This is a genomic window from Streptomyces sp. NBC_00691 (genome assembly GCF_036226665.1).
Classification (GTDB): domain Bacteria; phylum Actinomycetota; class Actinomycetes; order Streptomycetales; family Streptomycetaceae; genus Streptomyces.
Map to the genome: position 1 here is coordinate 3,329,474 of NZ_CP109007.1, position 23,464 is coordinate 3,352,937.

At 71.0% G+C, this 23,464-nt stretch carries 22 protein-coding genes, 1 tRNA gene and 1 riboswitch; of the genes, 10 read left to right on the plus strand and 13 right to left on the minus strand.

Translation table 11 applies throughout. The features are described from left to right. Positions 1 to 118 precede the first annotated feature (118 nt). The 4 genes from OG392_RS14900 to OG392_RS14915 are packed head-to-tail and all read left to right on the plus strand — an operon-like array spanning position 119 to position 2,156. On the plus strand, positions 119 to 508 hold the full coding sequence (locus OG392_RS14900; RefSeq protein ID WP_329279486.1) for a hypothetical protein: 390 nt from the start codon (positions 119 to 121) through the stop codon (positions 506 to 508). Then, positions 505 to 1,299, plus strand: coding sequence for a transcriptional regulator (locus OG392_RS14905; RefSeq protein ID WP_329279488.1), 795 nt, complete (start codon positions 505 to 507; stop codon positions 1,297 to 1,299). The genes OG392_RS14900 and OG392_RS14905 overlap by 4 nt, the downstream gene beginning before the upstream one ends. A gap of 41 nt (positions 1,300 to 1,340) precedes the next feature. Then, entirely contained in the window at positions 1,341 to 1,733 is a 393-nt protein-coding gene (locus OG392_RS14910) for a roadblock/LC7 domain-containing protein (protein WP_443054781.1), read from the plus strand. A gap of 51 nt (positions 1,734 to 1,784) precedes the next feature. Then, the gene (locus OG392_RS14915) at positions 1,785 to 2,156 is read left to right on the plus strand and encodes a hypothetical protein (RefSeq protein ID WP_231074268.1); all 372 of its coding nucleotides are present in this window, start codon (positions 1,785 to 1,787) and stop codon (positions 2,154 to 2,156) included. 24 nt (positions 2,157 to 2,180) lie between these two features. Here OG392_RS14915 and OG392_RS14920 read toward each other — a convergent pair whose 3' ends face one another. Then, positions 2,181 to 3,026: a MurR/RpiR family transcriptional regulator gene (locus OG392_RS14920; protein WP_329279495.1), complete on the minus strand. Its 846-nt coding sequence runs from the start codon at positions 3,024 to 3,026 to the stop codon at positions 2,181 to 2,183. 402 nt (positions 3,027 to 3,428) lie between these two features. Next, positions 3,429 to 4,820, minus strand: coding sequence for a cystathionine beta-synthase (locus OG392_RS14925; RefSeq protein WP_329279497.1), 1,392 nt, complete (start codon positions 4,818 to 4,820; stop codon positions 3,429 to 3,431). A gap of 118 nt (positions 4,821 to 4,938) precedes the next feature. Between OG392_RS14925 and OG392_RS14930 the strand changes: the two genes are divergently transcribed. From OG392_RS14930 to OG392_RS14940, 3 genes are all read left to right on the plus strand, one after another. Next, positions 4,939 to 5,949 (plus strand): SGNH/GDSL hydrolase family protein, encoded by a 1,011-nt coding sequence (locus OG392_RS14930; protein WP_329287277.1) that lies wholly within the window; start codon positions 4,939 to 4,941, stop codon positions 5,947 to 5,949. A 111-nt stretch (positions 5,950 to 6,060) separates the two neighbouring features. Continuing rightward, positions 6,061 to 7,281 carry an acetyl-CoA C-acetyltransferase gene (locus OG392_RS14935; RefSeq protein WP_329279499.1) on the plus strand — a complete coding sequence of 407 codons (1,221 nt, stop codon included), beginning with the start codon at positions 6,061 to 6,063 and terminating at the stop codon, positions 7,279 to 7,281. A 312-nt stretch (positions 7,282 to 7,593) separates the two neighbouring features. Continuing rightward, complete coding sequence (locus tag OG392_RS14940; protein ID WP_329279501.1) at positions 7,594 to 8,439, plus strand: hypothetical protein; 846 nt, start codon at positions 7,594 to 7,596, stop codon at positions 8,437 to 8,439. Positions 8,440 to 8,478: 39 nt separating this feature from the next. Here the strand turns inward: OG392_RS14940 and OG392_RS14945 are convergent, their stop codons facing one another. Then, on the minus strand, positions 8,479 to 8,808 hold the full coding sequence (locus OG392_RS14945; RefSeq protein ID WP_329279503.1) for a hypothetical protein: 330 nt from the start codon (positions 8,806 to 8,808) through the stop codon (positions 8,479 to 8,481). Positions 8,809 to 8,926: 118 nt separating this feature from the next. Here OG392_RS14945 and OG392_RS14950 point away from each other — a divergent pair, with 118 nt between their 5' ends. After that, a complete protein-coding gene (locus tag OG392_RS14950) occupies positions 8,927 to 9,157 on the plus strand; it encodes a DUF4287 domain-containing protein (protein WP_329279505.1) in 231 nt (76 codons plus the stop codon). 119 nt (positions 9,158 to 9,276) lie between these two features. On the opposite strand, the gene OG392_RS14955 is transcribed toward OG392_RS14950, so the two are convergent. Both OG392_RS14955 and OG392_RS14960 read right to left on the minus strand, forming a co-directional pair. Continuing rightward, entirely contained in the window at positions 9,277 to 10,179 is a 903-nt protein-coding gene (locus OG392_RS14955) for a Bax inhibitor-1/YccA family protein (protein ID WP_055599391.1), read from the minus strand. Between the two features lie 201 nt (positions 10,180 to 10,380). Beyond that, positions 10,381 to 10,465: transfer RNA gene (locus OG392_RS14960), tRNA-Leu, on the minus strand. 374 nt (positions 10,466 to 10,839) lie between these two features. On the opposite strand from OG392_RS14960, the gene OG392_RS14965 reads away from it, so the two are divergent. Both OG392_RS14965 and OG392_RS14970 read left to right on the plus strand, forming a co-directional pair. Beyond that, positions 10,840 to 11,610: an ABC transporter ATP-binding protein gene (locus OG392_RS14965; RefSeq protein WP_329279509.1), complete on the plus strand. Its 771-nt coding sequence runs from the start codon at positions 10,840 to 10,842 to the stop codon at positions 11,608 to 11,610. A 56-nt stretch (positions 11,611 to 11,666) separates the two neighbouring features. Then, positions 11,667 to 14,198 (plus strand): ABC transporter permease, encoded by a 2,532-nt coding sequence (locus OG392_RS14970; protein ID WP_329279511.1) that lies wholly within the window; start codon positions 11,667 to 11,669, stop codon positions 14,196 to 14,198. 57 nt (positions 14,199 to 14,255) lie between these two features. Here OG392_RS14970 and OG392_RS14975 read toward each other — a convergent pair whose 3' ends face one another. The 8 genes from OG392_RS14975 to OG392_RS15010 all read right to left on the minus strand — a co-directional run bounded on the left by OG392_RS14975 (position 14,256) and on the right by OG392_RS15010 (position 23,427). Beyond that, a complete protein-coding gene (locus tag OG392_RS14975; RefSeq protein WP_329279513.1) occupies positions 14,256 to 15,563 on the minus strand; it encodes a cyclopropane-fatty-acyl-phospholipid synthase family protein in 1,308 nt (435 codons plus the stop codon). Between the two features lie 211 nt (positions 15,564 to 15,774). Next, the gene (locus OG392_RS14980) at positions 15,775 to 17,154 is read right to left on the minus strand and encodes an NAD(P)/FAD-dependent oxidoreductase (RefSeq protein ID WP_329279515.1); all 1,380 of its coding nucleotides are present in this window, start codon (positions 17,152 to 17,154) and stop codon (positions 15,775 to 15,777) included. A gap of 370 nt (positions 17,155 to 17,524) precedes the next feature. Further along, positions 17,525 to 18,439, minus strand: coding sequence for a Ppx/GppA phosphatase family protein (locus OG392_RS14985; RefSeq protein WP_329279517.1), 915 nt, complete (start codon positions 18,437 to 18,439; stop codon positions 17,525 to 17,527). Beyond that, positions 18,436 to 18,987, minus strand: coding sequence for a DUF501 domain-containing protein (locus OG392_RS14990; protein WP_329279519.1), 552 nt, complete (start codon positions 18,985 to 18,987; stop codon positions 18,436 to 18,438). Before OG392_RS14990 ends, OG392_RS14985 begins: the two co-directional genes overlap by 4 nt. A gap of 33 nt (positions 18,988 to 19,020) precedes the next feature. Further along, on the minus strand, positions 19,021 to 19,491 hold the full coding sequence (locus tag OG392_RS14995) for an FtsB family cell division protein (RefSeq protein WP_329279521.1): 471 nt from the start codon (positions 19,489 to 19,491) through the stop codon (positions 19,021 to 19,023). A gap of 101 nt (positions 19,492 to 19,592) precedes the next feature. Continuing rightward, entirely contained in the window at positions 19,593 to 20,879 is a 1,287-nt protein-coding gene (gene eno / locus OG392_RS15000; RefSeq protein ID WP_015034101.1) for a phosphopyruvate hydratase, read from the minus strand. Between the two features lie 355 nt (positions 20,880 to 21,234). Then, positions 21,235 to 21,951: a transglycosylase family protein gene (locus OG392_RS15005; protein WP_329279524.1), complete on the minus strand. Its 717-nt coding sequence runs from the start codon at positions 21,949 to 21,951 to the stop codon at positions 21,235 to 21,237. A 3-nt stretch (positions 21,952 to 21,954) separates the two neighbouring features. Further along, a riboswitch (cyclic di-AMP (ydaO/yuaA leader) is annotated at positions 21,955 to 22,128 on the minus strand. Positions 22,129 to 22,386: 258 nt separating this feature from the next. Beyond that, positions 22,387 to 23,427 carry a LysM peptidoglycan-binding domain-containing protein gene (locus OG392_RS15010; protein ID WP_329279526.1) on the minus strand — a complete coding sequence of 347 codons (1,041 nt, stop codon included), beginning with the start codon at positions 23,425 to 23,427 and terminating at the stop codon, positions 22,387 to 22,389. Between the last annotated feature and the right edge of the window lie 37 nt (positions 23,428 to 23,464).

Below are 23,464 nucleotides of genomic sequence, written 5' to 3' on the forward strand. Positions count from 1 at the left end.
CGTCAGGTGCTGGCATGTTCCGATGGAAAATGCCAGAACACCCCCCGGAGCCCGCTGCGTTCAGTAACGTCACCGTCACTGCCGCACGTTCGCACGCCGCATCGGGAGAGGAATCCGCGTGCCCGGAATCGACGAGTGCCTTCTGGAGGCCATGGCCCTGCCGGGCGCTCGCGGGGCCTCCCTGGTCGACTGGACCAGCGGGCTCGCCCTGGGGACGGCGGGTGACTCACCGGTCGGCGACCATGAGACGACGGCCGCCGAGACCGCCGAACTCGCCCGTGCCGCCGCCGAGTTCGACTCGTTCGCGGCCGGGGAGGACCCCGGCGACGAACCGCCCGTCGAGGACCTGATCGTCACCACCCGCGCCGGCTACCACGTCCTGCGCTTCGTCGAGACCTCCTTCGACAGCAGCGTCTTCCTCCACCTCTGGCTCGACCGCGACACCGGCAACCTCGCCCTCGCCCGGATGCGCCTCCGCGACCTCGCCGAACGGCTGGTCCTGGGATGAGCGGGCCCGGAGCGAGCGCCGTCGCCACCCCCGTCTCACCGATGCTGGTCCGGCTCGCCGCCGAGAAGGCCACCGGGGCCCTGCTCCGCGACCACGGCACGCTCTATCTCGTCGACGGCCGCGTCGTGCACGCCGAGAGCCCCGCCGCCCCCGGTGTCGACGTCCTCCTCACCACCGGCGGACGGCTGCCCCGCGAGGGCTGGGACGAGGCCGTCGACCGGGCCGGGGCCCACCGCGCCGTCGGCCGCTTCCTCGTCGACAGCGGCCGGCTCCACGACGGCGAGCTGGAGATCTGCCACCTCGGCGCCGTCTTCGACGCGGCCTTCTTCGCCCTCTCCCCCACCAGCGGACCGACCCGCTTCCGGTACGGGGTCGGGCACTGGTTCGGCACGGTGCGGCCGGTGTCGGCGGAGGCCGTGGAGCGCGAGACGGTACGCCGCCGCGAACTCCTCGACGCCGTCTGGCCGTACGCCGCCGTGGACACCTCCCCCGTGGTGCCGCGCCGCGCCGCCCCGGGACAGACGATCGGGGCACGCCAGCGTGCCCTGCTCGCCGCCGCGGACGGCCGGCTGACCCCCGCGGAACTGGCCCTGGCCCTCGGCCGCCCCGCCTTCCACACCCTCCTCGACGTCCGGCGGCTCGCGGCCGCCGGGCTCGTCGAGACGCCGCTCGACCCCGCCCCCGCACCGCCGCCACCGCCCTTGCCTGCCCTGTTACCGGCCCTGCCGGTGGCCGATCCCGACATCGCCCTGCTGCGCCGGCTCCGTGACGCCCTGGAGGCACACCTGTGATGAGGCGTGCCCTGCGCCTGCGCGCCGAAAGGAAACAGCTCATGACGGCAGAAGCCGAGGTCCTCGGCGAGCTCAGACGGCTACGGGCCCGGCTGCCCCAGCTGACCGGGGCGTTCGCGGCCAGCGCCGACGGTCTCGTCCTCGCCCACGACACCGTGGACGGCGAGGCGGAGAGCGTGGCCGCCCTGACCGCGGCGGCGCTCGGCGTCGGCCAGCGACTGACCGACAGCACCGGCCAGGGCCGGTTCCGGGAGCTGCTGGTACGCGGCGAGAACGGCTACGTGGCGACGTACGCGGCGGGCGGCTCGGCCGTCCTGACGCTGCTCGCCGAGCCCCGGATCAACGTCGGGCGGCTCCATCTGGAGGCCCGCAGGTCCAGCGTCCGGATCGGCGAACTCGTCGACGGGGCGCTGGAGCGCAGAGACCTGAACTGACGCACCTCACCACGAAGAAGAACCCGTACACGAAAAGGAAGTGCGACACCCATGGCGAACACCGAGACCTCCCTCAAGGAAGCGGCCTCCATCGAAGGCGCCATCGGCGCGGCCCTCGTCGACTACACGAGCGGCATGGCGCTCGGCACGATCGGCGGCGGCAAGGAGCTCGACCTCAACATGGCCGCGGCCGGCAACACCGACGTCGTCCGGGCCAAGGTCCGGACGATGGAGATGCTCGGCCTCGGCGAGGAGATCGAGGACATCCTCATCACCCTCGGCCGGCAGTACCACATGATCCGGCTGCTCAAGGGGCAGGGCAAGAGCGGCCTGTTCCTGTACCTCGCGCTGGACAAGGACCGGGCGAACCTGGCGATGGCCCGCCACCAGCTGAAGAAGATCGAGGCCGATCTGGACGTCTGACCCGGCCGTCGCGGGCGCCGGGGCCTATTCGACGAACAGGCCCCGCGCCGCCGCCTTCGTGTCGAACTCCTCCAGGCGCGCCTGCGCGTCCGGGAGTTCGTCGGCCATGGCCTCCAGGAGGACCCGGCCGAGCATCATCGGCCCACAGGCGGTGTCGAAGGCGAGCCCGGTGCCGACGGCGGCCGGGATGAGCAGATCGCTGTGGGCGGCGACGGGCGCGAACGCCGACTCGGCGACGGTCACGACCGTGAGCCCGGCCGCACACGCGTACTCCAGGGCCTCGACGACCTCACGCGGGTGCCGGGGCAGCGCGAAGCACAGCAGGGCCGTGGCCCCGGCGCGCACGGCGGCGTCGAGGCGGTCCGTGAGCATGGAGCCGGCCTCGTCGAGGAGCCGGACGTCCGGGTGCACCTTGGCGGCGAAGTAGGCGAAGCCACGCGCCTGCGAGGAGGCGGCCCGCAGGCCGAGCACGGGCAGCGGGCGGGAGCGGGCGAGCAGCCGGCCGGCCCGCTCGACGGGCGCGGGGTCGGCGAGGAGTCCGGCGAGGTGCCGGAGGTTCTCGATCTCGGCGAGGACGGCCTGCTGGTACTCGTTGAGCGCCTCGCCCTCCCCCTCGGCCGCGCCGGGCTCGGGAGGCGCGACCTCGCGCAGATGACGGCGGAGCGCCGGGTACCCGTCGAAGCCGAGGGCGACGGCGAAGCGGGTGACGGAGGGCTGGCTGACCCCGGCGAGCTCGGCGAGCTCGACGCTGGACAGGAAGGGCACGTCACCGGCGCGCCGCACCATGCAGTGCGCGATCCGCCGCTGTGTCGGCGTCAGCCGGTGCCCCTCGAAGAGCGCCTGCAGCCGGCCGGCCGGGCTGTCGCTCATGCCGCCGCCCCCTCTCTCACCTATTCACCCGCAATGGGCTCTGCATAAGGATATGCAGTGGGTGCTCCGGTGAGAAGCGCGAGCGGGCAGCCCGGCGGAGAACGCCCGGCCGGGACGCTCCGCGGGACCGCCCGCCAGGGGCGCAAGAAGTCGGCGCGGGGACCGCCGCACCCCCGGAAACGGGGGGCGGGACGACGGCGGTCCCCGCGAGGACACGGGCCCGGGTCAGGGCCGGCCTCCGCGTCCGCGGCGTCGTCAGGAGTCCGGGAGCCGCTCCGGAAGTCCGTGACGCCGACAACCACCAATGTGCCGGACGCGTGTTAAGCGGGTGCTGCGCGTACGTGTCGCGCTCGTACCGATTGCGCGAACGCGCCCGCGGCACCCGCCGCCCGGCCCCGGGAACTACTTGGTGCCGCCGTTGGCCAGGAAGGCCAGCAGGTCCTGGCGGCTGACGACGCCGGTCGGCTTGCCCTCGACCAGGACGATCGCCGCGTCGGCGGCCTCGCCGAGCACGGACATCAGGTCGGCGACCGGCTCGCCGGAGCCGACCTGCGGCAGCGGCGCGCTCATGTGGCGCTCCAGCGGGTCCCCCAGGGAGGCCCGCTGGGTGAAGAGGGCGTCGAGCAGCTCCTTCTCGACGACCGAGCCGACGACCTCGGCGGCCATCACGTCGGGGTGACCGGCGCCGGGCTTCACGATGGGCATCTGGGAGACGCCGTACTCGCGGAGCACCTCGATGGCCTGGCCGACGGTCTCGTCCGGGTGCATGTGGACGAGGGAGGGCATGGTGCCGCCCTCCTTGTGGCGCAGGACGTCGGCGACGGTGGCCGTGGAGGTGTCCTCCAGGAAGCCGTAGTCGGCCATCCACTCGTCGCTGAAGATCTTCGACATGTAACCGCGGCCGGAGTCCGGCAGCAGGACGACGACGACGTCGTCCGGGCCCAGCTCCCTGGCGACCTCGAGCGCGGCCACGACGGCCATGCCGCAGGAACCGCCGACGAGGAGGCCCTCCTCCTTGGCGAGGCGGCGGGTCATCTGGAACGAGTCCTTGTCGGACACGGCGACGATCCGGTCCGTGACGTTCCGGTCGTACGCGGTCGGCCAGAAGTCCTCGCCGACGCCCTCGACGAGGTACGGGCGGCCCGAGCCGCCCGAGTAGACCGAGCCCTCCGGGTCGGCACCGATGACCTGCACGGAGCCGCCACTGGCCTCCTTGAGGTAGTTGCCGGTGCCGGAGATGGTGCCGCCGGTGCCGACGCCCGCGACGAAGTGGGTGATCTTCCCGTCCGTCTGCTCCCAGAGCTCGGGGCCGGTCGTCTCGTAGTGGGAGCGCGGGTTGTTCGGGTTGGAGTACTGGTCGGGCTTCCAGGCACCGGGCGTCTCACGGACGAGGCGGTCCGAGACGTTGTAGTACGAGTCCGGGTGCTCCGGATCGACCGCGGTGGGGCAGACGACGACCTCGGCCCCGTACGCCCGCAGGACGTTGATCTTGTCGAGGGACACCTTGTCGGGGCAGACGAAGATGCACTTGTAGCCCTTCGTCTGCGCCACGATCGCCAGGCCGACGCCGGTGTTGCCGGACGTGGGCTCGACGATCGTTCCGCCGGGCTTGAGCTCACCGCTCTGCTCGGCCGCCTCGATCATCCGCAGGGCGATCCGGTCCTTGACCGAGCCTCCGGGGTTGAAGTACTCGACCTTGGCCAGAACGGTCGCCTGAATACCCGCTGTGACGCTGTTGAGCTTCACCAGCGGGGTGTTGCCGACGAGGCTGATCATCGAGTCGTGGAATTGCACCGTAATCTCCGGGGTCTCCGTAATGGTGTGGCCAGCGTATGCGTAGTCGGAGCGGGTTACGGGGCAGTTAGACCCTGAACGGCTTGAAGGAGGTGACGGCCCCATGTCGAGGGCGAGGGTGGCGCGACGGATCGCGGCGGGTGCGGCGTACGGCGGCGGGAGCATCGGACTGCTGGGTGTGGCGGCGGTGGGCGTCCTGCTGGCCGAGATGCAGATCGCCAAGCGGACGGTGGGTGGCGGCGCGGCCCCCCTGCCGCCGGGAGCGGACGGCCTCTACGGCCGCGCGTTCGGTACGGACGACCCCCTGCGGCTGGCCCTTCTGGGTGATTCCACGGCGGCGGGTCAGGGGGTGCGCCGCTCGGGCCAGACGCCGGGCGCGCTGCTCGCCTCGGGGCTCGCGGCGGTGGCGGAGCGGCCGGTGGTGCTGCGGAACGTGGCACTCTCCGGTGCCCGCTCCGACGACCTGGAACGCCAGGTGTCGCTGCTGCTGGCGCAGCCGCTCGGGCCGCCGGACGTCTGCGTGATCATGATCGGCGCGAACGACGTGACGCACCGGATGCCGCCGACGGAGTCGGTACGGCTCCTGGCGTCGGCGGTCCGGCGGCTGCGGACGGCCGGCGCGGAGGTGGTCGTCGGGACCTGCCCGGACCTCGGGACGATCGAGCCGGTCTACCAGCCGCTGCGCTGGCTGGCCCGGCGGGCCTCCCGGCAGCTGGCGGCGGCGCAGACGATCGTGGTGATCGAGCAGGGCGGGCGGACGGTGTCGCTGGGCGACCTGCTCGGACCCGAGTTCGCGGCGAACCCGCGCGAGATGTTCGGGGTGGACAACTTCCACCCCTCGGCCGAGGGGTACGCGACGGCGGCGATGGCCGTGCTGCCGACGATGTGCGCGGTGCTGGGGGTCTGGCCGGAGACGGACCGGCTGGAGCCGGCGCGACGGGAGAACATGCTGCCGGTCGCGAAGGCGGCGGCCGAGGCGGCGAAGGAGGCGGGCACGGAGGTCACGGGCGCCCGCGCCCCCTGGGCCCTCCTGAAGCACCGCCGCAGGCGGCGCCTGCCGGTCGCGGCGGACGCCTCGCCGGAGGCCCGGGGGGAGGGGGCCGCGGAGACGCCGGCCTCCACCAACTGAGCGCTCGCTTAGAAAAGAGGTCCGCATCACATGCCCAGGGCGGTGACCCCTGCGGTACGTACGGGTAACTTCCCTTTCAGTCCGCTCACTCCGCACCCTCATGGAGCCGTGATGCCCGAAGCCGTGATCGTCTCGACCGCCCGCTCGCCCATCGGCCGGGCCTTCAAGGGCTCCCTCAAGGACCTGCGGCCGGACGACCTCACCGCGAACATCGTCAAGGCCGCCCTGGCCAAGGTGCCGGAGCTCGACCCGCGCGACATCGACGACCTGATGCTGGGCTGCGGTCTGCCCGGCGGCGAGCAGGGCAACAACCTGGGCCGCATCGTGGCCGTGCAGATGGGCATGGACCACCTGCCGGGCTGCACGATCACCCGCTACTGCTCCTCCTCGCTGCAGACCTCCCGCATGGCGCTGCACGCGATCAAGGCCGGCGAGGGCGACGTCTTCATCTCGGCCGGTGTCGAGATGGTGTCCCGCTTCGTGAAGGGCAACTCGGACTCCCTGCCCGACACGCACAACCCCTTCTTCGCCGAGGCCGAGGCCCGTACCGCCGAGGTCGCGGCCTCCGAGGGCTCCGTGTGGCACGACCCGCGCGAGGACGGCGTCGTCCCGGACGCGTACATCGCCATGGGCCAGACCGCGGAGAACCTGGCCCGCCTCAAGGGCATCAGCCGCCAGGAGATGGACGAGTTCGGCGTCCGCTCGCAGAACCTCGCCGAGCAGGCCATCAAGAACGGCTTCTGGGAGCGCGAGATCACCCCGGTGACGCTCCCGGACGGCACCGTCGTCTCCACGGACGACGGCCCGCGCGCCGGCGTCACCCTGGAGGGCGTACAGGGCCTCAAGCCGGTCTTCCGCCCCGACGGCCTGGTCACCGCCGCCAACTGCTGCCCGCTGAACGACGGCGCCGCCGCGCTCGTCATCATGTCGGACACGAAGGCCCGCGAGCTCGGCCTGACCCCGCTCGCCCGCATCGTCTCCACCGGCGTCTCCGGCCTCTCCCCCGAGATCATGGGCCTCGGACCGGTCGAGGCGTCGAAGCAGGCCCTCAAGCGCGCCGGCCTGACCATCGGCGACATCGACCTGGCCGAGATCAACGAGGCCTTCGCGGCCCAGGTGATCCCGTCCTACCAGGAGCTGGGCCTGGACCTGGACAAGGTGAACATCAACGGTGGCGCCATCGCCGTCGGCCACCCCTTCGGCATGACCGGCGCCCGGATCACCGGCACGCTGATCAACAGCCTCCAGTTCCACGACAAGCAGTTCGGCCTGGAGACCATGTGCGTCGGCGGCGGCCAGGGCATGGCCATGGTGATCGAGCGCCTGTCCTAGCACCCGCCCCGGTACCCGCAGAGGCGCCTCCTGGCGCCGGTCGTGGGCGCCGGGGTACGCCGGGGCGCGTCTCCTCCCGCCGAGGACTCCAACCGCACCGCGTCCGAGCCGTGACCGAATCTCCCCCAGGATGTGACCTACATCCCGGGGGAGTTCGTTTTCCCAGGTCAGAGGGGTTTCGGGACTAAACGCCTGGTAGAAATACCTGTCCAATTCGTGACGTAATGCACTGACAGCGAGCCCCACCCCAGGACAAGCTGATGTAGGAAGTCGGGGGATCGACTCGGAATCGGGAGTACGTCAGTGAGCGCCATGCCTCTTGCCCTGCTGCTGACCACGGCCGCTGCCACGGCCGTGGGCGCCGCCGCCCTGCACGCAGTCCACGGTCTCCGCAAGCAGGTCACCGCCCTGCGGAGCGAGCTGGCGGCCGGCCATGGCGTCACGGTCCCCGCGGCCCGTACCGCCACGCCCGCCGCCGAGATACGCGCCGCGGTCGCGGAGGCGCTGGCCGAGGAGCGCGAGCGTGAGCTCGCCGAGGCGCGGGCCTTCTGGGCCGCGCAGGAGGCCCGGGACGCGGCCGACGCCCCGTCCCTGCTGGGCGGTCTCGGCGGCCCGGCCGACGACGGCACCTTCTTCGTCCCGCGCCAGGCCGACTTCGTGGGCCTGGAGGCGATGGCCCTGGAGGCCATGGAGGCGGAGGCGGCCGCGCTCGACGGCCCCGACGCGCTGGACTCCCTCGACTCGGTCGACGCCTTCGAGGAGTACCCGGAGGACTCGGCCGAGCTGGCCGCGGCCCGCCGCCGGCACCCCTCGCACCCGGACTTCGTGCCGGTGCAGACCCCCGTCGTCACCGACCACGAGCGGACCGTGGCCCGGCTCGAGGAGCTGGCCGACACCGCCACCGCGCTGACCGACGTGCGTCCGGGCCCGCTCGGCACGCTCGACGTGTACGTCTTCGCGGACGGCACGACACTCTGCATGACCCCCGGGCACCGCGAGACCGCGGAGCGCCTCGCGGAGGCCCTGCGCTCCGGCCGTACGCCGGTGCTGCTCGGCGGCTCGGGCGTCTCGGGCGCCTTCGCCCTCACCTTCTCGTACGGCGAGGCGGACGACGAGAACGTCTACATCCTGGCGGACCGCGTCATCGCGTCCCTGTAACCCCGCGGCCCCCGAGAAGCCCCACAGCCCTGCAAGCCCCTACAGCCCCGAGCGTTCCGCCGCCTCACGGACCAGACCCACGGCCTCTGCCAGTTCCCCCTCGCGGGAGTCGGCCGGGGCCGTTCGCAGGATTTCGGCCAGATCGTTCCCGGCGACGACCAGCTGGTCGGCCACGGTGAAGACCCCCGCGTCCGGCATCGTCCTCGGCTCCCGCTCCGGGTCCTCGGCGCGCTGGGCGCGCACCGCGAGCTCGCGGGCGAGGGCCAGTCCCCCGGCCGCCGCACCGCGCTGGAGGCGGCTCTGCGGGGCGGCCCGCAGCCGGTCGGCGAAGCGTTCGACGGCCGCGGTCAGTTCACTCGTATCACGCACTCCGCGACCCTACGCGCCGCCCCGGGCCTCTTGCCAACGGGCGAACACTTGGGCACGGTGACGTGAAGAAGTGCCAGGAGTACGAGGAGCACACGGTACGACGCGTCCGGAGGCGCCGATGTCCCACACATTCTCCGAAGAGACCCATCGCAACATGCTGGCCCGCATCCCCGGCCGCACCGGTCGTGAGATCGACGAGTGGATGCGCACCGTCGAGGAGGGACCCTCCCTCCTCCGATTCGAGGACCGGGTGAGCTGGCTCCGCGGGGCCCACGAGCTGGCGTACGGCCACGCGAAGGCGATCCTGCACGAGTACGACCTGCGACGGGCGGCCCGGCGACTGCTCTGAGGTCCGAGCACCCTCACGTCCGACGGGGAGGTCCGCGTACCGCCCCGTCCCGACCGGGAACGCGGAAGGGCCCGCCCGGCACGAAGCCGGACGGGCCCTTCCCCCCGAGTCGGGACGCGTCAGTCGTCGCCCTGCAGGATCGACAGCAGACGCAGCATCTCCAGGTAGATCCACACCAGGGTCATCGTGAGACCGAAGGCGGCCAGCCAGGCCTCCTCGCGCGGCGCGCCGTAGGTCACGCCGTCCTCGACCTGCTTGAAGTCGAGGGCGAGGAAGCAGGCACCGAGGATGATGCCGATGACACCGAAGAGGATGCCGAGGCCACCGCTGCGGAAGCCGAGGCCGTCACCGCCGGCGAAGACGGCGAACAGCAGGTTGGTCACCATGAGGAGCATGAAGCCCATCGCGGCGGCCATCACGAAGCCGTAGAAGCGCCGGTTGACCCGGATCCAGCCCATCTTGTAGGCGATCAGGACGCCGGCGAAGACCGCCATCGTGCCCAGAACCGCCTGGATGACCACGCCGTCGGCGATGTACGTCGAGACGGCGGCCGAGATCACTCCGAGGAAGACGCCCTCGAAGGCCGCGTAGCCCAGGATGAGCGCCGGCGACGGCTTGCGCTTGAAGGACTGCACGAGCGACAGCACCAGGGCGACCAGGGCGGCGCCGATGGCGATGCCGTAGGACTTGCCCAGGTTGGCGGGGTCGACCGGCAGGAGCAGCCAGGACAGGACGGCGGTGAGCACGACCGTGCCGAGCGTCATGGCCGTACGGCTCACGACGTCGTCGATCGTCATCACGTTGCCGCGGGCCTGCTGCGGGGCTCCGAGCTGGGTGTCCTGCGGGGCGTACGGGTTGGTCGCGTACGGGTTCGTCGCGCCCTCGGCATACGGGTTGCCGGTGGCGTACGGGTTGGTTCCGACGGCGGGGCCCCCGGCCTGCGGCTGCTGGCCGTTGAAGCCCGCGGTGCCGTTGTCGCGGCTGAACCCCCGTCGCGAGAAGACCGGGTTGCTGCTCCTCATCTCACTCCTCCATGGCGTGCCGCATGAGCGCGGCCTCGCGTCAAGAGTAATGCGTAGGCAAAAGAAACTCTCTAGTGCTCGGGGAGGATCTTTTTCCCGTACCTCTTCGGTCTTCGCGCGGTCCGTCGCGGTGGGTCGCGGGGTCCCGCACGGTGAGTGAGGGGCTTCGCCGGGCCACAGGCGTGACACCTGGGGCTTGGGTGGTGCCCGGAACCGGACTCGAACCGGTACGGCCCGAAGGCCAGCGAGGTTTAAGCTCGCCGTGTCTGCATTCCACCATCCGGGCGTCGCGAAGCTCCGCGTTGGCACATGAGCCTATCGGGGCGCTTCCCTCGTTCAGCGGAACATGCTCCCGATGTTGTCTTATTTTATTGACGCCTGAGGGTGTGTCAGTGCAGGTGAGAGCCGTTTCGCCGAACTGTGACCGGGGTCGCAGGCGCAAAGCCGCACCCCCTGGAATGACGAAAAGTCGCCGCACGTGTGTCACGTCGGCGTGAACCCGTCTCTCAGGGGCCCCGTCATACCTCAGGAGGAGGACCGGGGGCCCCGGTCCGACTCGAGACTGCCCCGGGAACGGGCATGTGGGCGGACGATCCGAGCGCCGACGCTCGACACGATGGAGGGGTTCCCACCGAAGCCCCGCAGTGACAGGAGTCCCTCGTGACCACCACCCCCACCGTGTCCCGCGCCACCGCGGTGGCCGCCCGCGCCACGGATCTCTCGAAGGTCTACGGACACGGCGAGACCCAGGTGGTCGCGCTCGATCACGTCACCGTGGACTTCCGCCAGGGAGAGTTCACCGCGATCATGGGCCCCTCCGGCTCCGGCAAGTCGACGCTCATGCACTGCGTCGCCGGCCTCGACTCCTTCTCCTCCGGCTCGGTCCGGATCGGAGAGACGGAGCTCTCCACCCTCAAGGACAAGCAGCTCACCCAGCTGCGCCGGGACAAGATCGGCTTCATCTTCCAGGCCTTCAACCTGCTGCCGACGCTGACCGCCCTGGAGAACATCACCCTCCCCATGGACATCGCCGGCCGCAAGGCCGACAAGCAGTGGGTCCAGCAGGTCATCGACATGCTCGGGATCTCCGCCCGGCTCAGCCACCGCCCCACCGAACTCTCCGGCGGCCAGCAGCAGCGCGTGGCCGTGGCCCGCGCCCTGGCCTCCCGCCCCGAGATCATCTTCGGTGACGAGCCGACCGGAAACCTGGACTCCCGCTCGGGCGCCGAGGTCCTCGGCTTCCTCCGCAACTCGGTCCGCGAGCTGGGCCAGACCGTCGTCATGGTCACCCACGACGCCGTCGCCGCCTCCTACGCGGACCGCGTCATCTTCCTCGCCGACGGCCGCATCGTCGACGAGATGCTGCACCCGACGGCGGACGGCGTGCTCGACCGCATGAAGGCCTTCGACGCCAAGGGCCGTACGAGCTGACGCGCGAGCGTCACCCCCGTACCCGAACCCTTCCTCCAGGACTCCAGGACACACCCATGTTCCGTACCGCCCTGCGCAACGTCCTCGCGCACAAGGCGAGACTGCTGATGACCGTCCTCGCCGTGATGCTCGGCGTGGCCTTCGTCTCCGGCACCCTCGTCTTCACCGACACCCTCGGCCAGGCCTTCCGCAACCAGTCGGCCAAGAGCTACGACGACGTCGCCGTCGCCGTCGAGATGTACCCGTCCGCCGAGGAGGCCCGGAAGGCCCCCGGCCTCTCCCAGCAGGACGTCGACAAGGTCGCGAAGCTCGACGGGGTCGCCTCCGTCACCCCCCGCGTCGACGGCTTCGCCGGCGTGCCCGACCGGAACGGCAAGCTGATCGGCGTCGGCTGGTCCAACAAGGGCACCAACTTCGCCCCCGGCAAGGACGGCAAGGACCGCGCCTACGCCTTCACCTCCGGGAACGGCCCGGCCTCGGCCGGCCAGGTCGCGCTCGACAAGGACACCGCGGACAAGGGCGGCTACAAGGTCGGCGACACCGTCCGCGTCGCCACCACGGGCCCGGTGAAGGAGTACGAGCTCTCCGGCGTCTTCACCACCGAGGACGGCGCCGTGAACGCCGGCGGCAGCCTCGTCGTCTTCGACACCGCCGTCGCCCAGAAGCTCTACCTCAAGCCCGGTTACTTCCAGGACCTGGCCGTGAGCGCCACGCCCGGCACGGACGACGAGAAGCTCCTCGACGAGGTCCTGAAGGTCGTCCCGAAGGCGGCCACCGCGCAGACCGGCGAGGCCCTCGCCGAGCAGCAGGCCAAGGACATCGAGGCCGGTCTCGGCGCGCTCAACCAGGTGCTCCTCGGCTTCGCGGGCATCGCGCTCTTCGTCGGGATCTTCCTGATCTCCAACACCTTCACCATGCTGGTCGCGCAGCGCACCAAGGAACTGGCCCTGATGCGCGCCGTCGGCGCCTCGCGCAAGCAGATCACCCGCTCCGTCCTCGCCGAGGCCGCGCTGGTCGGCGTGGTCGCCTCCGCCGTCGGATACGTGCTCGGCATCGGCCTGGCCGTCTCGCTCCGCTCGGCCATGAGCGCCTTCGAGATGAAGGTCCCCGGCGGCGGCCTGGTCCTCACCGCCACCCCGGCGGTCAGCGCCTTCGCCGTCGGTGTCCTCATCACGATGCTGGCCGCCTGGCTGCCCGGCCGCCGCGCCGCGAAGATCCCGCCGGTCGCCGCCATGAGCAGCGTCCACGCCACCGCGAGCACCAAGTCGCTCGTCGTGCGGAACTCCATCGGCGCCGCGTTCGCCGCGCTCGGGGCGGTCCTGATCGTGCTCGGCGCGGGCCAGGGCGGCGACGACGGCCGCATGCTCATCGCGGGCGGTGCCTTCCTCGCCCTCATCGGCGTGATCGTGCTCATCCCGTTCCTGTCCCGGCCCGTGATCGCCCTGATCCGCCCGGTCTTCGTGAACCTCTTCGGGGTCTCCGGCAAGCTCGCCGGCCTCAACGCGGTCCGCAACCCGCGCCGCACCGGCGCCACGGCCTCCGCCCTCGCCATCGGTCTGACCCTGGTCACCGGCCTCTCGGTGCTCGGCGCCACGGTCGGCACGGCCCTCGACAAGGCCACGACCGACCAGATCAAGGCCGACTACATGGTCACGATGGCCAGCGGCAACAGCCTGAGCCCGGAGGCGCTGACCGCCCTGGAGAAGGCTCCGGGCGTCACGGCGATCTCCCCGCAGCAGGCGGGCGCGCTGGAGATCAAGGGCTCGTACGTCTCGGCCTCCGGCGTCACCCCCGGCGACATCGGCAAGGTCCTCAAGCTCACCGTGGTGAACGGCTCGCTGTCCTCCCTCGGCAAGGGCGGGATCGCCGTCGACGAGAAGACCGCCACGAAGCGCGGCCTCAAGGTCGGCGACACCGTCCCGGTCGAGTTCCTCGACAAGGGGAAGGCCAAGCTGACGGTCGGCGCGGTCTTCGAGCCCAACGAGTTCGTCTCGCCGGTCCTGATCGACCACAAGCTGGTCACCGCGCACGAGGAGCGGGCGGAGATCCGTCAGATCTTCGTCTCGACCGAGGGCGGCGCGAGCGCGGCCAACGAGCGGGCGCTGGCGAAGGCGATGGGCGACAACCCCGACATCACGGTGATGGACCACAAGGGCATCCGCGACTCCTTCGGCGGCCCCATCAACCTGATGCTCAACATCATGTACGGCCTGCTCGGCATGGCCCTGATCATCGCGGTCCTCGGCGTCGTCAACACCCTCGCGATGTCCGTCTTCGAACGCCAGCAGGAGATCGGCATGCTCCGGGCGATCGGTCTCGACCGGCGCCGGGTGAAGCGGATGGTCCGTCTGGAGGCCGTGGTCATCTCGGTGTTCGGCGCGATCGTCGGCATCGGCCTCGGCTCGTTCCTCGGCTGGGCGATCGGCGAGACCATCAGGGAGCAGATCCCGGGCTACGCCCTGGTCCTGCCCTGGGACCGGATCGGGATCTTCCTGGTCCTGGCCGGCCTGGTCGGTGTCCTCGCCTCCCTGTGGCCGGCCCGCAGCGCGGCCAAGCTGAACATGCTCGCCGCCATCAAGGCCGAGTAGGACACCGCGTACGGAAAGGGCCGGTCCCCCGCCAGGGGGCCGGCCCTTCGGCGTGCGTCAGGCCTTCTCGTTCCAGACGCGCGGGCGCAGCGCGGTGCCGCTCCTCCCCGACACCGGGGTCCTCACGGCGAGGAACTGGTTCACGCCGATCCGGTTGCGCTCGAAGGAGACGGCCGAGGCCGCCATGTAGAGCCGCCAGATCCTCGCCCGGCCCGGTGAGGTGAACCGGACCGCCCGGTCCCAGTCCCGCTCCAGGTTCGCCACCCAGCGGCGCAGGGTGAGGGCGTAGTGCTCGCGGATCGCCTCCACGTCCCTGACCTCGAAGCCGGCGTCCTCCAGGGTGCTCAGCGTGCGGCCCATGGGAGCGAGTTCACCGTCGGGGAAGACGTACGCGTCGATGAAGGCGTCGATCTCGTACGCCTCCTCGTCGGGCTCGGGGCGCCGTGAGATCTGGTGGTTGAGAAGCCGTCCGCCGGGCCTGAGGAGCCCGTACAGGGTGTCGGCGTACTCCCGGTACCGGACGGCGCCGACGTGCTCGGCCATGCCGATCGAGGAGATCGCGTCGTACGGGCCGTCCGTGACATCCCGGTAGTCCTGGACGCGGATCTCGATCAGGTCGGTCAGGCCCTCGTCGGCGATCCGCTTGCGGGCGTACGCGGCCTGCTCGCGGGAGAGGGTGATGCCGACGACCCTGGCGCCGTACTCCCGGGCGGCGTGGAGGGCCATGGAGCCCCATCCGCAGCCGACGTCGAGGAGCCGGTCGCCCTCCTTCAGGTTCAGCTTGCGGGCGATCAGGTCCAGCTTGTCGCGCTGGGCGTCCTCCAGGGTCGCGTCGGGGCCGTCGGAGGCCCAGTACGCGCACGAGTAGACCATCGACGGGCCGAGGACCAGCTCGTAGAAGTCGTTGCCCACGTCGTAGTGATGACTGATCGCCTGCTTGTCGCGGCGCCGGGTGTGCCGGCCGCCGCTGCGGCCGCGCATCTCCTCGGCCGGCGGCTGCGGCGGCAGCGGCGGACCCGCCAGTCTCAGCAGGGACGCGGCGGCGGCGCGCAGCCGCGGGTCGCGCGCGGACGCGAGCAGGCCCCTGGTGTCCCCGTCCCGGTCCCAGAGCAGGCCCGATAGCCCGTCCAGAAGCGCGTAGAGGTCTCCCTCGACGTCCAGCTCCCCGGCCACCCAGGCGCGGGCCAGGCCCAGTTCGCCGGGTTTCCAGATCATCCTCCGCAGGGCGCGGCGATCGCGGACGATCAGGACGGGGCCGCCCACCGGGCCGGCTTCACTGCCGTCCCAGGCTCGCAGCCGGACCGGGAGCGGTCCGCCCAGCAGCTCCTCGGCGAGAGTCGTCAGCCGCGACGCGGCGTCGGCCATGGTGCACACCTCCGTGATCTCGTGCCCCAGAAATGCTCGTCACCAAGGGAACACCGTCCGTAGGCGTTTGCAGTCCCGGCACAGCGCAATCAGTCGGCAAAACACGCGAAGGGCCGTCCGCACCACGGATGGCGGACGGCCCTTTTACGGCCTTGCGTGTACTGCTGGTACCGCGTGTACTGCTTGGTCCTGCGTGTCCTGCTGGTCCCGCTTAGGAGGCCTTGGCCTTCTCCTGCGCCGGGGCGGCCGGCGCGGGGGCGGGCTTGGCCGCCTCGTAGAACTCCTCGCGCGGCGTCTCCATGGCGCCGAGGGAGACCACCTCGCGCTTGAGGAACATCGCGAGGGTCCAGTCGGCGAAGACGCGGATCTTGCGGTTCCAGGTCGGCATCGCCATGCCGTGGTAGCCACGGTGCATGTACCAGGCGAGACGGCCCTTGAGCTTGATCTTCACCTTGCCCATGACGATCATCGCGACGCCCTTGTGCAGGCCGAGGCCGGCGACGGCGCCCTTGTTGGCGTGGCTGTACTCGGCCTGCGGGAAGCCGCGCATGCCGGCCACCACGTTGTCGCCGAGGACCTTGGCCTGGCGCAGGGCGTGCTGGGCGTTCGGCGGGCACCAGGCGTTCGGGTTGCCCGCCTTGCGGCCGACCATGTCCGGGACCTGGGCGTTGTCGCCCGCGGCCCAGGCGTAGTCGAGGCCGTTGATCTGGAGCTTCTCGTTGCAGTCCACGTGGCCGCGGGGGCCGAGCGGCAGACCGAAGCGGGAGAGCGCCGGGTTCGGCTTCACGCCGGCGGTCCACACGATCGTGTTGGAGTCGACCTCGAGGCCGTTCTTCAGCACGACGTGGCCGTCGACGCAGGAGTCCATGGAGGTCTCGAGGTAGATCTCGATCCCGCGGCTCTCCAGGTGCTCCTTGCCGTACTGGCCGAGCTTGGGGCCCACCTCGGGGAGGATCTTGTCGGCCGCGTCGACCAGGACGAAGCGCATGTCCTCGCGCGACACGTTCTGGTAGTACTTCGCGGCGTCCCGGGCCAGGTCCTCGACCTCGCCGATGGTCTCCGCGCCGGCGAAGCCGCCGCCCACGAAGACGAAGGTCAGCGCCTTGCGGCGGACCTCCTCGTCGGTGGTCGAGTCAGCCTTGTCGAGCTGCTCGAGGACGTGGTTGCGCAGGCCGATGGCCTCCTCGATGCCCTTCATGCCGATGCCCTGCTCGGCGAGGCCGGGGATCGGGAAGGTGCGGGAGACGGCGCCCATCGCGATGACGAGGTAGTCGAAAGGCAGCTCGTACGCCTCGCCGACGAGCGGCGCGATCGTGGCGACCTTGCGGTCCTGGTCGATGGTGGTGACCCGGCCGGTGAGCACCTCGGCTCCGCGCACGACGCGTCGCAGCGGGACGACGACGTGGCGCGGCGAGATGCTGCCGGCGGCGGCTTCGGGGAGGAAGGGCTGGTAGGTCATGTACGACCGCGGGTCGACGACCGTGACGGTCGCCTCCGCGTAGCGCATCTTCTTGAGGATGCGCCGAGCTGCGTACAGGCCTACGTACCCGCCGCCTACTACGAGGATCCTGGGACGCTCCGTGGTGCTCATGAGATCGAGTATCCACCCCTCCTGAGGGGGGTGCTCGTGCGCCCCTTCACAAGGTCTCCGGACACCTCTGCTACACTCCGCCGCCCACGTGATCCATGTCATGGTGCTGCAAAGGAACCGGGGTGCATGGGCGAACGTTGTTCACCCCTTGTGAACTGGCCCGGAGAGCCTCCGTTAACGCTGAACCAGGGCACCCGTTCACACGATGGAAACAACGAGCGGATCGGCCCCCGCGCCTGCGAAAGGGCCCTGGGGCGCCACCCGGAGGGCCCAAAGACCCCCCTCGGACGCCACCAGGGCCCTTTTCCTTGTGAAGAACTTCACGAACTTTCCCGGCGACATGGCGTCGGCGGGCGTCGATAGGTGCCCACTATGCGACGGATAGGGCGATCCCATCGAGGATGTCGTGCTCGCTGACGACGACCTCGCGGGCCCCGACCCGCTCGACGATCTCCCTGAGGACGATCGCGCCGGCGATGATCACGTCGACCCGGCCGGGGTGGATGACGGGGATCGCGGCTCGCTCGGCGTGCGTGGAGGCGAGCAGCCGGTCGGTGACCTCGGCGACCTGGGCGGCGGAGATCCGGGCGTGGTGGATCTTCTCGGAGTCGTACTCCGGGAGCCCGAGGGCGATGGCGGCGACCGTGGTGACCGATCCGGCGAGCCCGACGAGGGTCTCGGCGGTGCCGATCGGGACGGTCTCCGCGGCCAGGTCGAGCGCGGCCCGGACGTCGGCGCGGATCGCGTCGGCCTCCCCGGCGGTCGGCGGGTCGTTCCGGACGTGCCGCTCGGTGAGCCGGACGCAGCCGATGTCGACGGAGCGGGCGGCCTCGACGTGCCGGTTGCCGACCACGAACTCGGTCGAGCCGCCGCCGATGTCCACGACGAGACGGCGGTCGTCGCCGTGCAGCTCGCCGGTGGCGCCGGTGAAGGAGAACGCGGCCTCCTGGTCGCCGGTGATCACCTCGGGCTCGACGCCGAGGATCTCCACGACCCCGTTCACGAAGTCCGCGCGGTTCTCGGCGTCGCGGGAGGCGGAGGTGGCGACGAAGCGGAGCCTCTCGGCGCCGAGCTCCTTGATGACCTCGGCGTACGCGCGGCAGGCGGCGAAGGTCCGCTCCAGGGCCTCGGGGGCGAGCCGGCCGGTCTTGTCGACGCCCTGCCCGAGCCGGACGATCGTCATCCGCCGGTCCAGCTCGATCAGGTCACCCGTCTCCGGGTGGACGTCGGCGACGAGGAGGCGGATGGAGTTCGTACCGCAGTCGATTCCGGCGACCCGGGTCACGCGGCCCCCTCCTTCTTCTCCTCGTCCTTGTCCCCGCACGGCGTGACGCAGGCGCCCTTGGCCCACCACTCCGGCAGCATCGCGAGCGCCTCGTCGCCGAACGGGTTCACGCCCGGTCCGGCGGCCAGCGAGTGGCCGACGAGGACGTGCAGGCACTTCACGCGGTCCGGCATGCCGCCGGCGCTCGGGAAGCCCTCCAGGACCTCGATCGCGTCACGGCGCGCGATGTAGTCCTCGTGCGCGGCCCGGTAGGCGGCGGCGAGCTCCGGGTCGGTGGCGAGCCGGGCCTGCATCTCCTTCATGACCCCGTTGGCCTCCAGGGTCCCGATGGCCGAGGCCGCCCGGGGGCAGGTCAGGTAGTACGTGGTCGGGAACGGCGTGCCGTCGGGGAGCCGGGGCGCGGTCTCGACGACGTCCGGGTTGCCGCACGGGCAGCGGTGCGCGATCGCGCGCAGGCCGCGGGGCGGGCGGCCGAGCTGGAGCTCGAAGGCGGCGATGTCCCGCTCGGTGGGCTCGGTGCGTTCGGTCTGCGGAGGGGGCGTTTCCATGTCTGCCTTGCTCGTCTTGGTGCGGAGGAGGGGTCAGGGGCGGTCGGCGTGGTCGACGCCGTCCCAGAGGTTGTCGTACCAGGGGCGGTCCGCCGCGCCCTGGTCGCCGCGGGGCCGTTGCTCCGCGTCGGGGTCGTTCACGGTGAAGCCCGTCTCGCCGGGCAGCACGTAGTGGAGGTGCTCGCGGGCGAGGCGGCGGACGTAGGCCGGGTCCTGGAGGCGGGCCTTCTCGTCCCTGAGTTCCTCGACCCGGCGGGCGGCCTCCGCGGTCCTGCGCTCCTGCTCGGCGATCTCGCCCTGCTGGGAGACGTAGCTCCGCATCGGGTAGGCGAGCGCCACGACGAGGGAGCAGACGACCAGGGCGAGGAAGGCCGCGCGGCCGGTGAGCCGGGAGCGGCGGGCCTGGCGGCGGGTCTGGGAGCGGTAGACACGGGCGGCGGTCTGCTCGCCGAGCAGTCTGATCCGGGTCGCGGTGGAGAACCGGTCCCGGTCCTTCGCGGCCATGTCGTGTCGCCTCCCCTGTTCACGCGGACGTCCCCGCACACGGTACGGGACCGAGTACGGGGACGTACGGAAGCTGCCCTGCGGAGGGGCTCAGCCGTTGATCAGCCCTTGAAGCGCGGGAAGGCGCTGCGGCCGGCGTAGACCGCGGCGTCGTCGAGGATCTCCTCGATGCGCAGCAGCTGGTTGTACTTGGCGACGCGGTCCGAGCGGGCCGGGGCGCCGGTCTTGATCTGGCCGCAGTTCACGGCGACCGCGAGGTCGGCGATGGTGACGTCCTCGGTCTCGCCGGAGCGGTGGGACATCATGCACTTGAAGCCGTTGCGCTGGGCGAGTTCGACGGCGTCGAGGGTCTCGGTCAGCGAACCGATCTGGTTGACCTTGACCAGGAGGGCGTTCGCGGTGCCCTCCTCGATGCCGCGGGCCAGGCGCTCCGGGTTGGTGACGAAGAGGTCGTCGCCGACGATCTGGACCTTGGTGCCCAGCTTGTCGGTGAGGACCTTCCAGCCGGCCCAGTCGTCCTCGTACAGCGGGTCCTCGATGGAGACCATCGGGTACGCGGAGACGAGCTCCTCGTAGTACTCGGTCATCTCGGCGGCCGAGCGGGACTTGCCCTCGAACTCGTACTTGCCGTCCTTGTAGAACTCGGACGCGGCCACGTCGAGCGCGAGCGCGACGTCGGAGCCCGGGGTGTAGCCGGCCTCCTTGATGGCCTCGACGATGAGGTCGAGGGCGGCGCGGTTCGACTCGAGGTTCGGCGCGAAGCCGCCCTCGTCGCCGAGGCCGGTGGAGAGGCCCTTGCGCTTCAGGACGGCCTTGAGGGTGTGGTAGATCTCGGCGCCCCAGCGGAGGGCCTCGGAGAAGGACTCCGCGCCGATCGGGGCGATCATGAACTCCTGGATGTCCACGTTGGAGTCGGCGTGCGACCCACCGTTGAGGATGTTCATCATCGGAACGGGCAGCAGGTGCGCGTTCGGGCCGCCGAGGTAGCGGAAGAGCGGGAGGTCCGAGGCCTCGGACGCGGCGTGCGCGACGGCGAGGGAGACACCGAGGATGGCGTTGGCGCCGAGGGAGCCCTTGTTCTCGGTGGCGTCCAGGTCGAACATGGCCTGGTCGATCAGGCGCTGCTCGGTGGCGTCGTAGCCGACGAGCTCCGGGCCGATCTGCTCGATGACGGCGAGGACGGCCTTCTCGACACCCTTGCCCAGGTAGCGGTTCGGGTCACCGTCGCGAAGCTCGATGGCCTCGAACGCACCGGTGGAGGCGCCGGACGGAACAGCAGCACGACCGGTGCTGCCGTCGTCGAGGCCGACCTCGACCTCGACCGTGGGGTTGCCTCGGGAGTCCAGGATTTCCCGGGCTACGACGACGTCGATGGACGGCACGAGCATCTCCTTTTTGGGATGTGACGCTGGATGTGACGCAAGGTCGGTGCAGGGTCGCTTGGCCTTGCGACAAGAGCCTAACCGGCTCGGGGGCTCCGGCCAGCCGGGCGCCCGCCCCCTGGGACGAAAAAGGACCCAAGGGCAGGCATCTCGGGACGAAGGGCCTCAGATCTACCGGCCGGTAACCACGTGGACCGTCCGGTTCCGCCGCGGGCCCCTCCCCTTGTCTCTCCGTACGCCCCCGGAAACGGGGGAACCCCGGCCCGACGCGCACGGGGGATGGGCGCGTCGGGCCGGGGTGGTCACCGCGGGAGGGTCGGAGGGGCCGCGCGAGCCGCCGGACTCACGCGGACCGCCGGGCTCACTTCAGGTGAAGCTGCTGGCCCGGGTAGATCAGGTCGGCGTTCTCGACGACGCCCTTGTTCAGCTCGAAGAGCTCGGCCCAGCCGCCCTTGACGCCGTGCGCCTGGGCGATCTTGCTGAGCGTGTCGCCGGTGACGACCTTGTACTCGCCGTCGCCCTTCTTGACCTTCTTGCCGGTCGGGGTGGTGACGGTCTTCTTCGCGGCGGCCTGCGGGGCGGCCTGCTGCTGCGTGGCCTTCTTCGGGGCCTGGCGCTGCTCGCTGCGAGTGGTCGGCTGCTCGGCCTTCCGCTCCTGCTGGGTGCTCTGCTTCGGCGCGCTCTCGACGGCACCGGTGCTCGGCGAGGCGCCGGAGAGGCCCACACCACAGGACGGCCAGGCGCCCTTGCCCTGGCCCGCGAGGACCTTCTCGGCGACGGCGATCTGCTGGGACTTCGACGCCTGGTCGGCGGTCGAGGCGTAGGCGGTGCCGCCGTACGCGGCCCAGGTGGAGGCCGAGAACTGCAGGCCGCCGTAGTAGCCGTTGCCCGTGTTGATGGACCAGTTGCCACCGGACTCGCACGCGGCGACGGTGTCCCACTCGGAGACCGAGGCGGCCGAGGCGGTGCCCGCGGTCATCAGCGGGGCGGCCACGGCGACGCCGGTGACGCCGACGAGCGTGACGACCTGGGTCGCCTTGGAGGGACGACGGTGTTTGCCCTTGCCGGAAAACAGCATGGAGATTCTCCTCACCGACGCCTACGAGGTGAGCTGTCGGGTTCGGGCCAATGAGTTGCCCGGCCACGTGTCCTAGCACGTGGCTTCACCCCAAGCCGATCGTCGGCCGTCTGTCTCAACGGCCGGGGCCGGCACTTACCTTGGGTCCCCCGCTCCTGCCTTCGGCGCTTACGCGACGACAATTCCCATCGGCCGACGGCAGGATTCGGCGTTTCGGTCGACGGGGCCCGCGGTGGCGAGCGGTGATGACCGTAGACACAGACCCACCGGAAGTTCAAAGAGGCGTATTGCGGAAATATCGCCCCTACTTGCCTTCCGGCGGGGGGTGTTTATGCAGGTGAGAGGTGACAGAAGCAAAGTTTGCGGGCGTGACACGCCAGTTGGGACGAAGAGACCCATGTCTCACTTGCCCAGAACCGGACATACGCCCCCGAATCACTTCGCCGACGCGGTCGAACCGTTCGTCAGGTCGAGGGCCTGACCAGGGAGGATGAGGTCCGGATCGAGGCCCACCGTCTGCCGGTTGGCGTCATAGAGGGCGGCCCAGCCTCCGGGGAGTTCGTTCTCCTGTGCAATGTCGGACAGATTGTCGCCCGGCTGCACGAGGTAAGCGCCCGACTTGCCCTGACTGTCCGTTGCGTCCGATTCCTTCGGAGCGTCAGTCGACGACTCCTCCAGGGGGTTTTCGGTGAGCTTGTTGTCCGATGAAGCATGTCTGCCGGAATCGGCAGAACTGTCCGGCTTGCCGGTTTCCTCCGGAGCGGCATCGCCCCGGTGCTTCCCGGTTCCGGGAGTGGCCGACGACGTGTCATCCGTCGGGCCGCCCGGCGCGGTGGCATCCGGCCCGGTGGGCGTACCGGGCGTAACCGGCGTAAGGGACTCATCGGGCGCGCCGGGGGTGGTGGGCACGGTCGGGTGGCCCGGGTCGGTCGACACGGAGGGGCTCGTCGGGGTGGTCGGCGAGACGGGAGCGGTCGGCGAGACGGGCGCGGTGGGCGAAGCCGACTCCGTGGCCTTCTCCGCCTCCTTGAACTCCTTGGACCCCTTCGCCTCCTCCGAGGACCCCTCGGAGGTCCCGGGAAGACCGGTGGTCCAGTTCGACTCGGGAACAGGCCCCGTGGGGGCCTTGGGGACGCTCGCGGGGCCGGGGTCCACGCCCGGCGACGTGCCGTCGTTCGTCAGACCGGCGATCGGCGCGCAGGTGGCCCACTCGGTGGAGCCCTTGGCGAGGGCCTTCTCGGCCACCGCGATCTGCTGGGCGCGGCTGGCCAGGTCGGGGCTGGGCGCGTAGGTCAGACCGCCGTTGCGCTCCCAGCTGTCCTGGGTGAACTGGAGTCCGCCGTACATGCCGTTGCCGAAGTTGGCACTCCACTGGCCGCCGGACTCGCACTCGGCGACCCGGTCCCAGGTGGCCGCGTCGGCCGCGGAGGCGGATCCGGTGGCGAGCAGCGGCAGTGCCATGGCGGAGCCGGTCACACCCGCGGCGACGACGATTGCGGGGGCCTGACGGGGG